The sequence below is a fragment of the Streptomyces sp. NPDC001549 genome (assembly GCF_042894025.1).
GTDB lineage: Bacteria > Actinomycetota > Actinomycetes > Streptomycetales > Streptomycetaceae > Streptomyces > Streptomyces kutzneri.
This window is the reverse complement of record NZ_JBIAVJ010000001.1, coordinates 592,269-607,559: the sequence shown is the minus strand read 5'-3', so window position 1 is coordinate 607,559 and position 15,291 is coordinate 592,269. Positions and strand designations below refer to the sequence as shown.

Annotated in this window: 18 protein-coding genes and 1 tRNA gene; 10 read left to right on the top strand and 9 right to left on the bottom strand. The window is 72.8% G+C overall.

Going from position 1 to position 15,291, the window contains the following annotated elements; all coding sequences use genetic code 11:
* Window positions 1-195 precede the first annotated feature (195 nt).
* Entirely contained in the window at window positions 196-936 is a 741-nt protein-coding gene (locus tag ACFY04_RS02890; RefSeq protein WP_351149271.1) for a Tellurium resistance, read from the top strand.
* Window positions 937-1,065: 129 nt separating this feature from the next.
* Here the strand turns inward: ACFY04_RS02890 and ACFY04_RS02885 are convergent, their stop codons facing one another.
* Window positions 1,066-1,836, bottom strand: a complete 771-nt coding sequence (locus ACFY04_RS02885) for a TerD family protein (protein ID WP_389113891.1) — start codon at window positions 1,834-1,836, stop codon at window positions 1,066-1,068.
* 194 nt (window positions 1,837-2,030) lie between these two features.
* On the opposite strand from ACFY04_RS02885, the gene ACFY04_RS02880 reads away from it, so the two are divergent.
* From ACFY04_RS02880 to ACFY04_RS02865, 4 genes are all read left to right on the top strand, one after another.
* Window positions 2,031-3,197: an HpcH/HpaI aldolase/citrate lyase family protein gene (locus ACFY04_RS02880; protein ID WP_389113890.1), complete on the top strand. Its 1,167-nt coding sequence runs from the start codon at window positions 2,031-2,033 to the stop codon at window positions 3,195-3,197.
* A gap of 77 nt (window positions 3,198-3,274) precedes the next feature.
* Window positions 3,275-5,848 carry a phosphoribosyltransferase gene (locus ACFY04_RS02875; RefSeq protein WP_389113889.1) on the top strand — a complete coding sequence of 858 codons (2,574 nt, stop codon included), beginning with the start codon at window positions 3,275-3,277 and terminating at the stop codon, window positions 5,846-5,848.
* On the top strand, window positions 5,845-6,675 hold the full coding sequence (locus ACFY04_RS02870; RefSeq protein ID WP_389113888.1) for an HAD family hydrolase: 831 nt from the start codon (window positions 5,845-5,847) through the stop codon (window positions 6,673-6,675). The genes ACFY04_RS02875 and ACFY04_RS02870 overlap by 4 nt, the downstream gene beginning before the upstream one ends.
* Entirely contained in the window at window positions 6,672-7,331 is a 660-nt protein-coding gene (locus ACFY04_RS02865; RefSeq protein ID WP_389113887.1) for an O-methyltransferase, read from the top strand. Before ACFY04_RS02870 ends, ACFY04_RS02865 begins: the two co-directional genes overlap by 4 nt.
* A 69-nt stretch (window positions 7,332-7,400) precedes the next feature.
* Here ACFY04_RS02865 and ACFY04_RS02860 read toward each other — a convergent pair whose 3' ends face one another.
* From ACFY04_RS02860 to ACFY04_RS02850, 3 genes are all read right to left on the bottom strand, one after another.
* Entirely contained in the window at window positions 7,401-7,613 is a 213-nt protein-coding gene (locus tag ACFY04_RS02860) for a zinc ribbon domain-containing protein (protein WP_094744670.1), read from the bottom strand.
* Between the two features lie 72 nt (window positions 7,614-7,685).
* Window positions 7,686-8,420, bottom strand: a complete 735-nt coding sequence (locus ACFY04_RS02855; protein WP_389113886.1) for a DUF4383 domain-containing protein — start codon at window positions 8,418-8,420, stop codon at window positions 7,686-7,688.
* Between the two features lie 85 nt (window positions 8,421-8,505).
* Window positions 8,506-9,750, bottom strand: coding sequence for a hypothetical protein (locus ACFY04_RS02850; protein WP_389113885.1), 1,245 nt, complete (start codon window positions 9,748-9,750; stop codon window positions 8,506-8,508).
* A 105-nt stretch (window positions 9,751-9,855) separates the two neighbouring features.
* On the opposite strand from ACFY04_RS02850, the gene ACFY04_RS02845 reads away from it, so the two are divergent.
* A tRNA-Val gene (locus tag ACFY04_RS02845) sits at window positions 9,856-9,930 on the top strand.
* A gap of 152 nt (window positions 9,931-10,082) precedes the next feature.
* Here ACFY04_RS02845 and ACFY04_RS02840 read toward each other — a convergent pair.
* Window positions 10,083-10,187: a hypothetical protein gene (locus tag ACFY04_RS02840; protein ID WP_389113922.1), complete on the bottom strand. Its 105-nt coding sequence runs from the start codon at window positions 10,185-10,187 to the stop codon at window positions 10,083-10,085.
* Window positions 10,188-10,403: 216 nt separating this feature from the next.
* Here ACFY04_RS02840 and ACFY04_RS02835 point away from each other — a divergent pair, with 216 nt between their 5' ends.
* Both ACFY04_RS02835 and ACFY04_RS02830 read left to right on the top strand, forming a co-directional pair.
* A complete protein-coding gene (locus ACFY04_RS02835) occupies window positions 10,404-10,688 on the top strand; it encodes a DUF4352 domain-containing protein (RefSeq protein ID WP_389113884.1) in 285 nt (94 codons plus the stop codon).
* 87 nt (window positions 10,689-10,775) lie between these two features.
* Window positions 10,776-10,952, top strand: a complete 177-nt coding sequence (locus ACFY04_RS02830) for an HGGxSTG domain-containing protein (RefSeq protein ID WP_389113883.1) — start codon at window positions 10,776-10,778, stop codon at window positions 10,950-10,952.
* Window positions 10,953-11,003: 51 nt separating this feature from the next.
* On the opposite strand, the gene ACFY04_RS02825 is transcribed toward ACFY04_RS02830, so the two are convergent.
* On the bottom strand, window positions 11,004-11,078 hold the full coding sequence (locus ACFY04_RS02825) for a 50S ribosomal protein bL37 (RefSeq protein ID WP_100661309.1): 75 nt from the start codon (window positions 11,076-11,078) through the stop codon (window positions 11,004-11,006).
* A 126-nt stretch (window positions 11,079-11,204) separates the two neighbouring features.
* Here ACFY04_RS02825 and ACFY04_RS02820 point away from each other — a divergent pair, with 126 nt between their 5' ends.
* Together ACFY04_RS02820 and ACFY04_RS02815 are read left to right on the top strand one after the other, a co-directional pair.
* Window positions 11,205-11,849, top strand: a complete 645-nt coding sequence (locus ACFY04_RS02820) for a hypothetical protein (RefSeq protein ID WP_389113882.1) — start codon at window positions 11,205-11,207, stop codon at window positions 11,847-11,849.
* 15 nt (window positions 11,850-11,864) lie between these two features.
* On the top strand, window positions 11,865-12,089 hold the full coding sequence (locus tag ACFY04_RS02815) for a DUF2277 domain-containing protein (RefSeq protein ID WP_351149245.1): 225 nt from the start codon (window positions 11,865-11,867) through the stop codon (window positions 12,087-12,089).
* A gap of 12 nt (window positions 12,090-12,101) precedes the next feature.
* Here the strand turns inward: ACFY04_RS02815 and ACFY04_RS02810 are convergent, their stop codons facing one another.
* The 3 genes from ACFY04_RS02810 to ACFY04_RS02800 form a co-directional block, all read right to left on the bottom strand.
* A complete protein-coding gene (locus ACFY04_RS02810) occupies window positions 12,102-12,611 on the bottom strand; it encodes a hypothetical protein (RefSeq protein WP_389113881.1) in 510 nt (169 codons plus the stop codon).
* 172 nt (window positions 12,612-12,783) lie between these two features.
* Window positions 12,784-13,416, bottom strand: a complete 633-nt coding sequence (locus tag ACFY04_RS02805) for a DedA family protein (protein ID WP_389113880.1) — start codon at window positions 13,414-13,416, stop codon at window positions 12,784-12,786.
* Window positions 13,417-13,628: 212 nt separating this feature from the next.
* Window positions 13,629-15,287: an alkaline phosphatase D family protein gene (locus ACFY04_RS02800; protein ID WP_389113879.1), complete on the bottom strand. Its 1,659-nt coding sequence runs from the start codon at window positions 15,285-15,287 to the stop codon at window positions 13,629-13,631.
* Between the last annotated feature and the right edge of the window lie 4 nt (window positions 15,288-15,291).

The window sequence follows — 15,291 nt, the reverse complement described above, 5'->3', positions numbered from 1 at the left end:
GGCCCCCGCCCCGCGGCCCCCGCCCCCCCCCCCCGGGGCCCGCCCCCCCCCCCCCCCCCCCCCCCCCCCCCCCGCGCCCCCCCCCGGGGGGGGGGGCGGGGGGGGGCGCCGGCGCCCCCCCCCCCCCCCCCCCCCCCCCCCCCGCTTCCGTAGGCTCAGGGCGATCACGGGATCAGGGGACCAGGGGGGTAGGGGATGGGCTTCTTCGACGGCATCATGGGCAGCCGGGCCGTGCAGTTCCAGTCGGGCAGTGCCTCGTCGAACGCGATCGAGCTGACCAAGCGACATGCGACGGTGTCGCTCACCAAACAGGGGGCCGTCCACGGCAATCTGCGGGTGAATCTGTCCTGGCGCATGCGCACCTCGGACATCGGAGGCCGCTCCGGCCAGAGCGGCCAGCTCTTCCGGCACCCGTTCAAGCTGTTCAAGCCGGACATGGTGCAGGCGCACACCCAGGGCATGGTCAACGTCGACCTCGACATGGGCTGCCTGTACGAGCTGACGGACGGCACCCGCGGCGCCGTGCAGCCACTGGGGAACCTGCTGGGCGACCTCAACGACCCGCCGTACGTCAAGCTCAGCGGGGACGACCGGTTCGGCTCGGCGTCGGGGGAGACGCTCTACGTCAACCTCGACCACGCCGACGAGATCAAGCGGCTGCTGGTCTTCGTCTACATCTACGACCAGACCCCGGCCTTCGACCGGACGCACGCCATGGTGACCCTCTACCCCGTCACGGGGCCGCGGATCGAGATCCCGCTGGACGAGCGGCACCCGCAGGCCCGGTCCTGCGCGGTGGTCTCCCTGGAGAAGGTCAAGGGCGAGCTCGTGGTGCGGCGCGAGGTGAAGTTCGTGTACGGGTTCCAGGCCGAGCTGGACCGGCTGTACGGCTGGGGGCTCCAGTGGGGGCGGGGCTACAAGAGCACCAAGAGCTGACCGGGGCCCCGGGACGGGCGACCGTCCGCGGGGCCCTCGGTGTGAGCCGGGCCGACCGGGCCGACCGGGCCGGCAGGCCCGGCAGGTCGGGCGGCACTGGCAGGCCGGCTCGGTCCGGCGTCGGCGGGGTCAGCGGCGGATGAACTGCGGGCCCTGCACCGGCAGCCGGAAGGACGGATCGCCGCCCGGACCCGGCACCGGGGCCGGGGACACCGGCTGCGGGTACCCGTAGGCGGGCTGGACGGGCGGCGGGGCCTGCGTGGGCGGGGCCATCATCGCCGTCTGCTCGGAAGCGGGCCCGGAGGCGGGACCGGCGGCAGCGTCGGCCGCGGGCGCCGCCTCGGCCTCGGCGGCGTTCTCGTCCACCGAGATCCCGTGGTCGGTCGCGAGCCCCACCAGCCCGTCGGAGTAGCCCTCGCCGAGCGCCCGGAACTTCCACCCCTCGCCCCGCCGGTACAGCTCCCCGCAGATCAGCGCCGTCTCGGCGCCGGTCTCGGGCCGTACGTCGAAGTAGGCCAGCGGTTCGGAGCCGCCGGTCGCGGTGGCGTCGTAGAGGAGGATCCGCAGGTCGCTGACCCTGCGGAACGGGACGTCCTCGGCGGAGGCGACCACCAGGATCCGGTCCACCATGGGCGTCACCGTCCGCAGGTCCGCCTGGACGGCGTCGGTGATCGCGTCACCGATCTGCTTCTTGCCGAGTCGCCAGACGGCCCCCGAGGGGTGCCGGGGCTGGTTGTAGAAGACGAAGTCCTCGTCCGAACGCACCCGGCCGTCCGGGCCGACGAGCAGTGCCGAGGCGTCCACGTCCGGCACCTCGGGGCCGCCGGTCCAGCGCAGCACCGCCCGGACCGCCACGGCGGCCACCGGGATGTTCGAGCCCTTCTGCATCGCGTGCGTCATGCACGTCATCCTGCCCTCCCGGGGTGGACAGGGACAATGCGGCCCCCCGTAGGGCCTTGTCTCGAACGCGAGACCTGGGCATGGTGCAAGAGGGTTACCTGAACTTCATGTGCTTGAGGAACTCTTGACTCACGTTCGTACGTACTATTACCGGCCATGCCAGTTGGGCCGCCGAGGCAGTACGGGGGAAGCACATGCGTCACTTTGGGCACATATCGCCCACCGTCCGTAAGGACCTCTTCCACCAGGAACCGGCGGAATTCACCGGAGCCTCGCCCTCCCGCGTCCTCGCGGCGGCACTGGGAGCCACGCTCTACAGTCCGGCCACCCGGCCCACGCTCGCGGCCGACATCCGCAAGCAGGCCGGCCGCGGAGTCGTCTCGATGGTCCTCTGCCTGGAGGATTCCATCAGCGACGGCGATGTCACCGGAGCCGAGGAGAACCTCGTCCGGCACTTCTCCGAGCTCGACGCCGACGCCGCGGAGCTCCCGCTGCTCTTCATCCGCGTCCGCACGCCCGAGCAGATACCCGACCTGGTGCGTCGGCTGGGCGGCTCCGTGCGGCGACTGGCCGGATTCGTGCTCCCGAAGTTCGACGAGAACCGCGGGATCGCCTTCCTCGAAGCCGTCGCCGAGGCGGAGGCGGTCGGCGGACTGTCCCGCCTGTATGCCATGCCGGTCCTGGAGACCCCGGACCTCCTCCACCTCGAAACCCGCGTCGAGGCCCTCGCCGGCATCTCCCGCACGGTCAACAGCCACCGCGAGCGCGTCCTGGCGCTGCGGCTCGGCGTGACCGACTTCTGCTCGGCCTACGGCCTGCGGCGCACGCCCGACATGACCGCCTACGACGTCCAGATCGTGGCGGGCGTCATCGCGGACGTCGTCAACGTCCTCAGCCGGGCCGACGGCACCGGCTTCACGGTGACCGGGCCCGTCTGGGAGTACTTCCGCAGCCAGCAGCGCCTCTTCAAGCCCCAGCTGCGCCGCAGTCCGTTCCTGGAGGAGGGCGTGGAGGAACTGCGCACCGCCCTGATCGAGCACGACCTGGACGGACTGCTGCGCGAGATCGAGCTGGACCGGGCCAACGGGCTGCTCGGCAAGACCTGCATCCACCCCGCCCACGTCACGCCCGTGCACGCGCTGTCGGTGGTCTCGCACGAGGAGTTCTGCGATGCGCAGGACATCCTGCGGCCCGAGCGCGGCGGCGGCGGCGTGATGCGTTCCGCCTACACGAACAAGATGAACGAGGTGAAGCCCCACCGGGCCTGGGCCGAGCGCACCATGCTGCGCGCCGAGGTCTTCGGTGTGGCGAAGGAGGAGGTCGGCTTCGTCGACCTGCTCACGGCCGGGCTCCAGGTGTGAGCACGCCCGCGCGGACGCCGGCCCAGGACCGGGACCGGGCCCAGGACCCGGCACAGCCACAGGCACAGGCACGGACAATGACGATGACGATGACGAGGAAAGGCAAGACGATCGAAGAGGTGTGGTCGGGTACCTGGGTCGCGGACCGGCTGGGCGTGAGCCTGGAGGACTCCGGTGACGGTCCGCGGCTGACCGAGCTGCTCGGACTGGCCCTGCGGCGCAACCCCAAGCGCGCCCACCTGCTGGTCTCGCAGGTCCTCGGCAAGCACGTCCCGCAGTCCCCGGCGGTCGTCCACGCCGCCGGTTTCGGCCTCGGCGAACGCGTCCGGGCACTGCTCGGTGAGGACGGCGCCGCGTCCGCCGTGGTCCTCGGCTACGCCGAGACCGCCACCGGGCTCGGCCACTGCGTGGCCGACGGCCTCGGCCCGGCCCCCTACCTGCACTCCACCCGCCGGCCCGTGCCGGGCGTGCGGGCGGCCGGCGGCTTCGAGGAGGCGCACTCGCACGCCACCTCGCACCTGCTGCTGCCCGAGGACCCGCGGCTGCTCGCCGGCAGCGGGCCCCTGGTCCTCGTAGACGACGAGTTCTCCACCGGCAACACGGTCCTGAACACCATCCGCGACCTGCACGCCCGCCACCCCCGCTCGCACTACGTCGTCGTCGCCCTCGTCGACATGCGCTCGCCGGCCGACCGCGACCGGCTCACCGCCTTCGCCGCCGAGCTGGGCGCGCGCGTGGACCTGATCGCCCTCGCCTCGGGCACCGTCTCCCTCCCGGACGGCGTCCTGGCCAAGGGCCAGGCCCTGGTCGAGGAGTACGAGGGGTACCAGGCGCGGACCGCCCCGCCGGAGCGGGACCGGGGCGGCCCCGCCGCTGCGGCGGACGCCCCGCGGCCGGTCACCCGCGTGGACCTGGACTGGCCCGCGGGCGTCCCCGACGGCGGCCGCCACGGCTTCACCGCGGCGCACCGCACCCGCCTGGAGGCGGCCCTGCCCGAGCTCGCCGGCGCTCTCGCCGCCGCGCTGGGCGAGAACCCCGGGCGGGTCCTCGTCCTCGGCAACGAGGAGCTGATGTACGCGCCGCTGCGCCTCGCCAAGGCCCTGGAGGACGCGGGGGCGGCCCGCGAGGTCCGCTTCTCGACCACCACCCGCTCGCCCGTGCTCGCGGTCGACGACCCCGGATACGCGATCCGCACCCGGCTGGTCTTCCCGGCCCACGACGCCCCGGCCGACGGCCCCGGCGACCGCTACGCCTACAACGTCCACAGCGCGGACGGCGCCGGTTTCGACGCCGTCGTCGCCGTCGTGGACTCGGCCGGGGACACCCCCGAGCTGCACACGGGACTGCTGGCGGCGCTCGCCCCGCACACCGGCCACGTCGTCCTGGCCGTCGTCCCGTCCTACACACCCGACCGGCGGGAGCCGAAGCCGATCATGACCGAGCCGACCGAGCCGACCGAGCAGCCGACCGCGCTGACCCAGCAGCTGACCGAGCAGCTGACCGAGCCGACCCTGCGCGAGCCCCTGCGCGGCCCCGCCTTCTCCTCGTACGCCCCCGAGGACGTCGGCTGGCTGCTCCAGGACTTCTCCGACGTCGAGCTGGAGGCGCCGACGGAGGAGCGCGAGGAGGCGATACAGGCGGGCGGCGCCCACTACGCCGAGTCCCTGCCCGTCGAGTACCAGCCGTCCCCCCAGTACCAGGAGCTGTACGGGAGTGCGCTGGCCGCCTCCGCCGTCCGCGTGGCCCGGGCCGTCGGCACGGTCACCGAGACCGTCCTCGCCGAGCGCTCCCCGTCCCCGGTCCTGGTCTCCCTGGCCCGCGCCGGCACCCCCGTAGGCGTACTGATGCGCCGCTGGGCCCGCGCCCGCCACGGCCTGGACCTGCCGCACTACGCCGTCTCCATCGTGCGCGGCCGCGGCATCGACGCCAACGCCCTGCGCTGGCTGGCCGCCCACCACGACCCGGCCGACGTCGTCTTCGTCGACGGCTGGACCGGCAAGGGCGCCATCACGCGCGAGCTGCGCGATGCCCTCGCCGGGTTCGAGGGCTTCAACCCGGAGATCGTCGTCCTCGCCGACCCCGGCTCCTGCGTGGACACGTACGGCACCCGGGAAGACTTCCTGATCCCCTCCGCCTGCCTCAACTCCACCGTCTCCGGTCTCATCTCGCGTACGGTTCTGAGGTCCGACCTCGTCGGTCCCGCCGACTTCCACGGCGCGAAGTTCTACCGCGAGCTCGCCGGAGCCGACGTCTCCGTCGCATTCGTCGACACCGTCGCCGCCCACTTCGACGACGTGGCCGACGCCGTCGGCGAGGAGGTCAAGGAACTCCTCGCGGCCGACCGCACACCCACCTGGGAGGGCTGGGCGGCGGTCGAGCGGATCAGCGAGGAGTACGGCATCCACGACGTGAACCTCGTCAAGCCCGGCGTCGGCGAGACCACCCGCGTCCTGCTGCGCCGGGTGCCGTGGAAGATCCTGGCGCAGCGCGGCGCCGGGGCCGACCTGGACCACGTACGGCTGCTCGCCGAGCAGCGCGGCGTCCCGGTGGAAGAGGTCGACGGGCTGCCCTACACGTGCGTAGGACTCATCCACCCCCGATTCACGCGCGGCGCCACCGGCGCCGACGGAAAGGCTGTGGCCTCGAAGTGACTGTCCTCGTAGCCAGTGATCTCGACCGTACGCTCATCTACTCGACGGCCGCCCTCGGCCTGACCATGCCCGACCCGGTGGCCCCGCGGCTGCTGTGCGTCGAGGTCCACGAGAGCAAGCCGCTGTCCTACATGACGGAGACGGCGGCGGGACTGCTGGCGGAGCTGACGGCCGATCCTTCGGTGGTCTTCGTCCCCACCACGACCCGGACCCGCAAGCAGTACCAGCGCATCCGCTTCCCCGGCCGCCCGGCCCCGTACGCCATCTGCGCCAACGGCGGGCAGCTGCTCGTCGACGGGGTCCCGGACCGGGACTGGCGGCGGCAGGTCGCGGCGCGCCTGGCCGAGGAGTGCGCCCCCCTGGAGGAAGTGCACCAGTACCTGCTGGCCACGGCCGACCCGGAGTGGCTGCGCAAGGCGCGCCTGGCGGAGGACCTCTTCGCCTACCTCGTCGTCGAGCGGGACCTGGTCCCGGACGAATGGCTCAAGTCCCTGACCCGGTGGGCCGAGGACCGCGGCTGGACGGTATCCCTCCAGGGCCGGAAGATCTACGCGGTCCCGCGCCCGCTCACCAAGAGCGCGGCGATGCGCGAGGTCGCCCGCCGTACGGGGGCCACCACCACCCTCGCGGCCGGCGACTCGCTGCTGGACGCGGACCTGCTGCTGGCGGCGGACGTCGGCTGGCGCCCGGGCCACGGCGAACTGGCCGACGCGGCCTGGACGGCGCCGTCGGTGACCGCGCTGGCCACGGCGGGCGTCCTGGCGGGCGAGGAAATCGTGCGCGCATTCGCCCAGGAGGCGGCCCGACTGGGCAGACTGGACGCATGACCAAGGGCAACAGCACCAAGATCACGGATGAGCTCTACCGGTACATGCTCGACCACAACCCCCCGCTGGACCGGGTCCAGCGGGGGCTGGTGGCGACGACGTACACCGAATTCCCGGACGTGGCCGGGATGCAGTCGGCGGAGGAGCAGGGGCCGCTGCTGGCCTTCCTGGTGCGGCTGACAGGCGCCCGCCACATCGTGGAGGTCGGCACCTTCACCGGCTTCTCGGCCCTGTCGATGGCCCAGGCACTGCCCGCCGACGGCCGCCTCATCGCCTGCGACGTCTCCGAGGAGTGGACGCGGTACGGCCGGCAGGCCTGGGAGGAGGCGGGCGTCGCGGACCGCATCGAGCTGCGCATCGCACCGGCGCTGGAGACCCTGCGCGCGATGCCGGCCGAACCGCACATCGACATGGCCTACGTGGACGCGGACAAGCAGAGCCAGATCTCCTACTGGGAGGAGCTCGTGCCGCGGCTGCGTCCCGGCGGCCTGATCGTCACCGACAACACGCTGTTCCACGGCACGGTCCTCGACGAGTCGGCCACGGGCGCGGCGGCCGGCGTCCGCGCCTTCAACGACCACGTGTCGGCGGACCCGCGCATGGAATCCGTCCTGCTCGCGATCTCGGACGGCCTGACCCTGTCGCGCAAGCGCTGAGACTCCCGCCCGGGATCCGGGTCCGGGATCCCGGGTCCGGGATCCCGGGTCCGGGATCCGGGTCCGGGATCAGCCGCAGCCGCCGCCACCGCAGCAGCCGCCCCCGCCGCCCATCGCGGGCGCGGGAGCGCTGCTCGTACCGCCCACGGCGACGGCGGACAGCAGCTTCACGGTGTCGGAGTGCCCCGCCGGGCAGTCGGCGGGCGCGGAGGACTCGGCCATGGGCCGACTGACCTCAAAGGTGTCGTCGCAGGTCCGGCAGCGGTAATCGTATCGAGGCATGCGCACAGGCTAAGCGCGCCCGGCGCCCGGGCGCTACGTACGGCGCGGCCGCGTACGCGACGTACGCCGCGGCTACGGGCAGCGGCCGTGCATGACGGGGGTCACGGGGGCCCGCCCCTGAACGCGCCGCGCCCGGTCCTCCCGGGCCGCCTGCTCGGGGTGGCGGGCCCGCCAGTACGGATTGTCGTGCGGCAGGGCGCTGCCCACCCGCCCGTACATCCCGAACCACATCAGCATCACGCCCACGACGAAGCTGAACAGCACGTTCTGGATCTCGAAGGCCAGGAAGTTCAGCTCCGTGTCCAGCAGCGCCAGATTCACGAACCCGCTCGCGATGAACAGCACGCCCAGCACGATGTTCAGGGTCGAGGCGAAGGTGCCGCCCACCACCATCCCGAAGAACAGCAGCGCACCGATGCAGATCGACAGGACGCTCAGCGCCCCGTTGGTGTTGAGCGCGAGCACCGTGTCCCCGCCGGTGTCGAAGAACCCGATCTGATCGATCAGCCCCAGGATCCCGAACGCCACCAGGAGCAGGCCCGTCAGACCCGCCCCGACCCGGTACACCTGGCTGAGCTTGTGGTCCGTGGGCAGATGATCGTCGAGCCGCGCGTTGACGGGATGCAGCACGTGTGCCATGCGCCGCGAGACCGTGTCGGCGAGGCGTGGCGGGGCGGGCGCGTCGGGATCGGGCTCATGGGCGATGTAGGGCGCGTAGTGCTCATGCGGTTCCGTGCACCCGTACGCCGCATGAGCCACATAGGGCTCATGGGTCACAGGAGGCTTCTTGACGGTGCGGGCAGCCATGGTGCCCTCCTCTGGTCCGTTCCCGGCACCTCCCAGCATCCGCCGTAGGCCGCCCGGAAACAACCGGGTCCCCGCCGGGGGCGGCCTAGGCGTGCCCGCGCTCGGCCCGGATCCCGTTCACCACCCGGTTCACGGAAGCCCGTACGTCCGCCATCTCCAGCAGGAACGCCCAGTAGTCCGGATGCCGCCCCTCCAGCGCCGCAAGCGCCCGGGCCACCCGCGCCACCGCATCGTCCAGCGGCCGCGCGTGCTGCGGATCCGGCACACTGCGCCCCGCCATCGCCAGCCGCTGCGCATCCCGGATCGCGAAACGGGTCCGGTCCACCTCCGCCTGCGGATCCCGTGCCACCGCCTCCAGCCGCGTCAGCCGGTCCTGCGCCGCCGACACCGCCTCGTCCGTCGCGTCCAGCGAGCCGCGGACCGCCTCGATCAGCGCCCCCACATCGGCCCAGCGCTGCTCGTCCCGGGCCCGGCCGGCCTCCCGCAGCTGCTCCTCGGCCCGCGCCACGTCCCGCACCGCCTGGTCCGGTACGTGCTGCAGGTCCTGCCAGCAGGCCGCACTGAACCGCCGCCGCAGCTCACTGAGCACCGGATCCACCCGGTCCGCCCGGTTGCGCAGCGCCTGCGCGCGCGTCCGAAGGCTGACCAGCCGCCGGTCGATCTCCGCCGCCCGCTCGGGCAGCCGCGCCACCTCGGCACGTACCGCCTCCGCATCACGCAGGATCCGGTCGGCGCGCTGCACCGTCTCCTGCACACCGTGCTGGGCCGCGCCCTGGTTCAGCTTGGTCAGCTCCGGGCCGAGCGCCGCCAGCCGCGCCGCGAGGTCATCGGCCCGTATCCCCTTGGCCCGTACGGCGTCCAGCGCGTCACTCGCCCCGATCAGCGCGGCCCTGGCCCGCTCCCGGGCCGGCGCCACCCGCGCGAGCTGCGTCTCGGCCTTGTCCAGCAGCGGCTGCAGCCCCTGCGCGAACCGCTCCAGCTCCCCCTGGACCCGCACCAGCTCGTCCCGGGCCCGGGTCAGCTGCTCCCGCGCGCGCGTGGCGACCGAGGCCTCCAACTCCGCCCGGTCCAGGTCGTGCGCGTCGACCGCCTCGATGTAGACATGACTGACCTCGTCGATCCGCCGCCCCAGCGCCGCGAACCCCTCGGTCGCCTGCCGCGCGGCGGGAGACCCGTCCGCCGCGGCGATCGTCTCGATCGAGATCCGCAGATCCCGCTGCGCCGTGTCCAGCTCGTAGAACGCGGCCGCGGCGGCATCCTTCGCCGCCTGCGCATCCGCCCGCCGACTCTCGTCCCGCCCGCCGAACCACCGCCGGGATGCCGTCGTCACAATCCCTCTCCCGTACCGCGTCCGCCATGCCCCGGTCCATTCTCTCCCACGGGAACGGGTTTGCGTGGGGGGTGTGCCCGCCATGTAGGCTGTCCACTCATCCACGGGTGCGTAGCTCAGGGGTAGAGCGCTGCTCTTACAAAGCAGATGTCGGCGGTTCGAAACCGTCCGCGCCCACCAGCACAAAGGCCCCCAACCGATCTTGGTTGGGGGCCTTTGACGGTTCCAAGTGACGGCAGTCGCCTACTCGGTCGGCCGCCGACGGCGCAGCATCCGGTCCATGTGCCCTATCGCCTCGCGCCTGCCGCCGTCAGCCACGTTGGTGTAGATGTTCATCGTGACGGCGATCTGCGAGTCCCCAGGATCTCCATGACCACCCGCGTCGGCATTCCTGCTGCGAAGAGCCGGGTGGCGCACCCGTGTCGGACATCGTGCAGACGGACCCGGGGGAGACCCGCACCGTCCGCGATTTGCTCGAAGGCCGGCTGATGTTCCGCGGCTCCACCGGTCGCCCGGACCGAGTCGTGAACGCGTAGTCGCTCTCGTGCCAGTTGGCGCCGGCAGCCTCCGGCTGAGCAGCCTGGCGAAGACGCTGCCACCGGAGCGAGGCCACGCGCATCAGCGGGATCGGGACCACCCGGGTCCGGCGGTTCTTGACGGAGTCCGCGTACAGCTCTTTCTGCACCCGCTGTTCTCTCCTTCATCAAGGCGGCTCGCTCCGCAAGAACATCGGGGACAAGGCTCGGACCTTCGACGGTGCCGACCAGAAGCTCTTCGATCGCAACGGCAGCAAGTACAGCGCGGACACCGCCGCGGGGCTCCATCTCGACGGCATCGTCGTCTTCGACATTCCGAGGGGTGCGGATCCTGTTCGCATCGAGCTGCACGACTCGCTGTTCAGCGGCGGTACCACCGTCGATCTGACCGGTCGGCGTTGACCCGGGCGTGTGCCCGTCGTGCTTCCGTCCGCGTGTGCTGCGCCGCCCCCGTACGCGGGACCATCCTGGGATAGGGGAGGGGGAGTGATGACTCGGCCCAGGTGTGGGGCGCAGACGGCCGCGGGGCGGCCGTGTACCAAGCCCGCGATGGTGAACAGCTCTCGGTGCCAGTTGCACCAAGGGGGCTGGTCCGGCTACGGAGTGGCGCAGCGGAAGAAGAAGGAAGCCGAAGCGAAGATGCGGAAGCTTCGGAAGCGGAAGTGACCCGCGAAGACCCCCGGCCGGTCGTGGTCGGGGGTCTTTCGGGTGGTTCGCTCAGGCGTTGGGGCGCTTGCCGTGGTTGGCCTTCTTCTTCTTGCGGGCCCGACGCTTGTTGCCTCGCTTCGCCATGGTCGTGGTCTCCCTCGTCGGCGACAGGTTCATGCCTCGGTCAGTCTAGGTTCGGTGTGGTTCATCCGCATTTGGGGAGGCGGACGCTCTCTTGGCCGCCGGTTCGGGGCGTGGGATCGTCGGGGGATGGGCGAGCTCGCGTGGGGTGGGTTGGTCGTGGCCGTGGTCGCCGTGGCGCTGGCGCTGATGGAGCGGTCCCTGGGGGTGGGGTTCGAGCGGAAGCGGGACGAGGAGCGGGTGCGGCTGCTCGCGCACCTCGCCGAGCCGGGCGAGGCCGACAGGCCGTCCGTCGTGCCCGGCGGGGGGAAGTTCCAGGACGTCGGCGGGATCCAGCATCCCGCGGCGCAGCTCGGCGACCGGCGGGACGACTTCACGCCGATCCTCGTGGAGTACTACGCCTACGGACTGACCCAGGCGCGCAGCAGCTTCGCGACCAGCCAGCGGTTCGCCGGGGTCGGGGCGGCGATCCTGCTCTTCGGGGTCGGGCTCGCCGTCTGGAAGGCCGAGGGCGGCGGGGAGCTCTACCTGGGGATCGTCACGAGCGCGGCGGGACTGGTCACCACCCTGATCGGGCAGCTCTTCCACCGGCGGGCCGACATCGCGCTCAAGCACATGGCCGACCAGACCGCCTCGCTGCGGGACGACCGGCGGGCCGCCGAGACGACCCAGCAGGCCATCGAGCTCCTGGACACGGTCGAGGACCCGGGGCTCAGGGCCCGCCTCCAAGCCGGTTTGATCATGAAACTTTCCGGGGCCGAGCTGCCCCGGTAGCGGGATAGTGGGGGTATGTGCCGTTCCATTAAGACCCTGCGCCCGCCCGCCATCCCCGAGAAGGCGACCGAGGACGAGATCCGCGCCGCCGCCCTGCAGTACGTTCGGAAGGTGTCCGGGTTCCGGGTGCCCGCCGCGCACAACCGCGAGGTGTTCGAGGCAGCGGTGGACGCCGTCGCCGAGGCCACCGCGGCGCTGCTCGACGGGGTGCACGTACGGGGGCAGGCCGCCCCGGCATGACCCCGACGCGGGTTACGAGGCCGCCGCGCGGCGGCGCATCACCCACACTCCGGCACCCAGCGCGCCCGCGGTGAGGGCGCTGCCTACGGCGATCTGCCCGGGGCTCATCGAACCGATGCTGCCGCCCGCCCCACCACGCGCCGCACCCGTGGTGACCTGCAGCGATACGGTGGTGCGCTCGCCGCCGGGGCCGCCGCACTCGAAGTCCACGCGGTGCGTGCCCGTGTTGGCGTTGTTGAAGACGGTGGCGTTGCCGATGAGGTTGGTGGCCGCAGGGCTGCCCGGGGTCAGCCGGACCTCGCCGAAGGCGGTCGACGTGACCCTGGCGACCTGCGTTCCGCAGCCCGTGACATTGAGCGCGACCCGGCCGCCCGGGGCGACAGCGGTGGGGGAGACGGTGGCGGAGGGGTAGGCGTACGCGAGTGTGGCGGGGGCGGCGGCAGCGGCGATGAGCGTCGCGGCCGCGACGGTCATCAGACGGCGTGCCGTGGCGGGCGGTGCGGCGGGCGGTTTGGCGGGCATGGAGAGGACTCCTCGGCTCGTCGAAACGGCGCGGCCAGGCCACTGATGTGACGCGGATTCGGTTGCGCACCGTGCTGTGGACGCTAGGAGCCCAGCCCGGGGGCGGCGATCGGGGCCGGGTGAACGGGTGAGCCACTGCTCCGCCCGGGGGAGCCGAGTCGTGCTGGACGGCCTACGCCGTCGCCGCGGCCGTCTCCGGGCGGCGGACGAGGAAGGCCGCCAGGGCGCCCGCGGCGAAGAGGGCGACGACGGACAGGGCGGTGCCGAGCCACTGGGTGCCCAGCCACTGCGTACCGAAGTAGCCGAGGGCCACGCTGTAACCGGCCCAGGCCATGCCCGCCAGGACCGACCAGGGCAGGAACTCCGCCACCTTGCGCTGGGTCTTGCCCGCACCCAGCGACACCACCGAGCGTCCCGCCGGGGCGAAGCGGGCGATGACGACCAGGGCGCCGCCGCCGCGTGCCAGAGCCGTGCCGAGGCGCTCGTGGGCGCGGGTCAGCCGGCGGGAGCGCGCGATGGCCCGGTCCAGCCGGGCTCCGCCCCGCCGGCCCAGCCGGTACGCGGCCATATCGCCCAGCACCGAAGCGGTCGTGGCGATCACGAGCAGGAGCAGGATGTCCGGCACCTGTTCAGGTACCGGCACCGGCACCGGGCCCGCCGCCCCGGCGGCCGCCGCGGCCGCCGCCGCGGTGATCACCAGAACCCCGCTCGGGAGCACCGGGAGGAAGACGTCGAGCACGATGGAGACCGCCACGAGGGCGTAGATCCATGGGCTCGCGGTCAGCGATCCCAGCGTCTCAAACAAAACGGGACTCCCCAGTCCGGTTGACGTGCTGCGACACGAAGCGCCGCGGCGTCGCGGGGAGCGGCAGGAGCGGCCTGACAGCCAGACAGCGTACGCCCGGCGTTCACACCCCGGACGCCCGGGGCGCCTGCCCGGTACGCCTGGCGGGGACGCCTGCCGGGGACGGGCGCGTGCCAAGGGCGACCCCGCACCGCCGGGGCCTGCCGCATCCCCTACTCCGTTGCCGTGAGTTCCCGGTCCAGCACCGTCACCAGCACGGCCCCCTCGCGCTTCTTGCGCGCCTGGTCCAGTCGCAGGCGTGCCGTCCGCCCCGACAGGGCCAGCGTCATCAGCTGGTTCCCGAACCAGGGCCCACCCGTACGCCGCCAGTTCAGCGGCGGCCGCCCCGTCCGTGCGTGCAGGGAGAAACCGCGCCCCAGCCACCGCCCCGTCCGGGACCAGCCCAGCCGGAAGCCCCACTTCACCGCGGTATGGATGGAATTGTGAACCGGCGAGCACGTCAGCTGGAACACCCGTGCCGTAGTCGGTATTCGAGGCTCGGCCACATACGCGTGATGCACGTCCCCGGACAGCACGCACACCGTCGCCGGCGCCCGGGGCCCCGTCCCCACCTCCTCGATCAGATCCGTCAGGGCCGCGAACGAGGCCGGGAACGCCGCCCAGTGCTCCAGATCGCTGCGCCGGCGCAGATCCTCCCCGATCCGCGCCCACCGCGGCCCCCGCTCCCCCCGGCACAGCGCGGCATTCCACGTCTCGGCATCGTGGATCAGCGGCGGCATCAGCCAGGGCAGCGAGGACCCGATCAGCAGATGGTCGTAACCACCGTGCCCGGCCAGGGCGTTCTCCCGCAGCCACTGCTGCTCCGCCGGATCGAGCATCGCCCGCCCGTCCTCGGCCAGCACCCGCGCGGCCCGGGTGTCCACCATCAGCAGCCGGGTCCGGCCGAAGTCGCGCCGGTAGCTCCAGCGCACCGTGCCCGGATCGGCATCCGCCGCGGACGCGAAGGCCTGCAGTACGTCCGTACCGTCAGGGGCCTGCCGTACCGCCTCGTACACCGCGTCGGCGGCCAGCTCGGCGGGGGAGAGATTGCCCAGGTGCTGGTACACCCAGTACGACATCAGCCCGCTGAGGACACGCTCGCGCCACCACGGCGTCGCCCGCATCTCCGCCAGCCACGCCGCGCTCGTGTTCCAGTCGTCGATGACGTCGTGGTCGTCGAACATGTGCAGGCTGGGAACCGTCGACAGCAGCCAGCGGATCTCCGGGTCGAGCCAGGACTCGTAGTAGAGCCGGGTGTACTCCTCGTAGTCCGCGACCTGGGCACCCGGCGGTTCCCGCAGATCCCGCCGGGCCGCGAGCCACTGCCGGGTCTCCCGGGACAGCGCGTCCGCGTACACCTGGTCGCCGAGCAGCAGCAGGACGTCGGGGCGCTCCGCCTCCGGGTCGGCGGCCAGCCGCGCCGCGAGGGTGTCGAGCGCGTCCGCGCCGTGCGGCCCGTGCCGGCCAGCGGGCGGCGCGGCCTGCCGGCAGGAGCCGAAGGTCACGCGCAGCCCGGGCGAAGGCCGGCCCGGGCCTGTCACGGCCGGAGCGGTGATCGTGCTCGGCGGGAAACCGCTCTCCGGCAGCGGCCACACCGGCCGGCCGTCGAGCAGCACCTCATACGCCGTGGTCGCGCCCGGGGCCAGGCCGGTCACCGGCACCAGCGCGTAGTGGTGACCGGCTATCTGGAAGGTGCGCGCACTGCCGCCCGCCCCGTCCGCGCACCGCACCTCGGCCGTGCACGGGCGGTCCGCCTCGACCCATATCGTGGCCGACCGGCCCGTGTCCCAGTCGACGTGGCGCAGCAGCGGCCCCAGACGCAGTCCGGCCATGCAA

Coding starts and splice junctions, on each gene's coding strand:
- ACFY04_RS02890 (WP_351149271.1), top strand. CDS start 196: ATGGGCTTCTTCGACGGCATCATGGGCAGCCGGGCCGTGCAGTTCCAG.
- ACFY04_RS02810 (WP_389113881.1), bottom strand. CDS start 12,611: ATGCCCGCCAAACCGCCCGCCGCACCGCCCGCCACGGCACGCCGTCTG.
- ACFY04_RS02800 (WP_389113879.1), bottom strand. CDS start 15,287: ATGGCCGGACTGCGTCTGGGGCCGCTGCTGCGCCACGTCGACTGGGAC.
- ACFY04_RS02855 (WP_389113886.1), bottom strand. CDS start 8,420: ATGGCTGCCCGCACCGTCAAGAAGCCTCCTGTGACCCATGAGCCCTAT.
- ACFY04_RS02885 (WP_389113891.1), bottom strand. CDS start 1,836: ATGACGCACGCGATGCAGAAGGGCTCGAACATCCCGGTGGCCGCCGTG.
- ACFY04_RS02815 (WP_351149245.1), top strand. CDS start 11,865: ATGTGCCGTTCCATTAAGACCCTGCGCCCGCCCGCCATCCCCGAGAAG.
- ACFY04_RS02875 (WP_389113889.1), top strand. CDS start 3,275: ATGACGATGACGATGACGAGGAAAGGCAAGACGATCGAAGAGGTGTGG.
- ACFY04_RS02820 (WP_389113882.1), top strand. CDS start 11,205: ATGGGCGAGCTCGCGTGGGGTGGGTTGGTCGTGGCCGTGGTCGCCGTG.
- ACFY04_RS02880 (WP_389113890.1), top strand. CDS start 2,031: ATGCGTCACTTTGGGCACATATCGCCCACCGTCCGTAAGGACCTCTTC.
- ACFY04_RS02860 (WP_094744670.1), bottom strand. CDS start 7,613: ATGCCTCGATACGATTACCGCTGCCGGACCTGCGACGACACCTTTGAG.
- ACFY04_RS02830 (WP_389113883.1), top strand. CDS start 10,776: ATGACTCGGCCCAGGTGTGGGGCGCAGACGGCCGCGGGGCGGCCGTGT.
- ACFY04_RS02865 (WP_389113887.1), top strand. CDS start 6,672: ATGACCAAGGGCAACAGCACCAAGATCACGGATGAGCTCTACCGGTAC.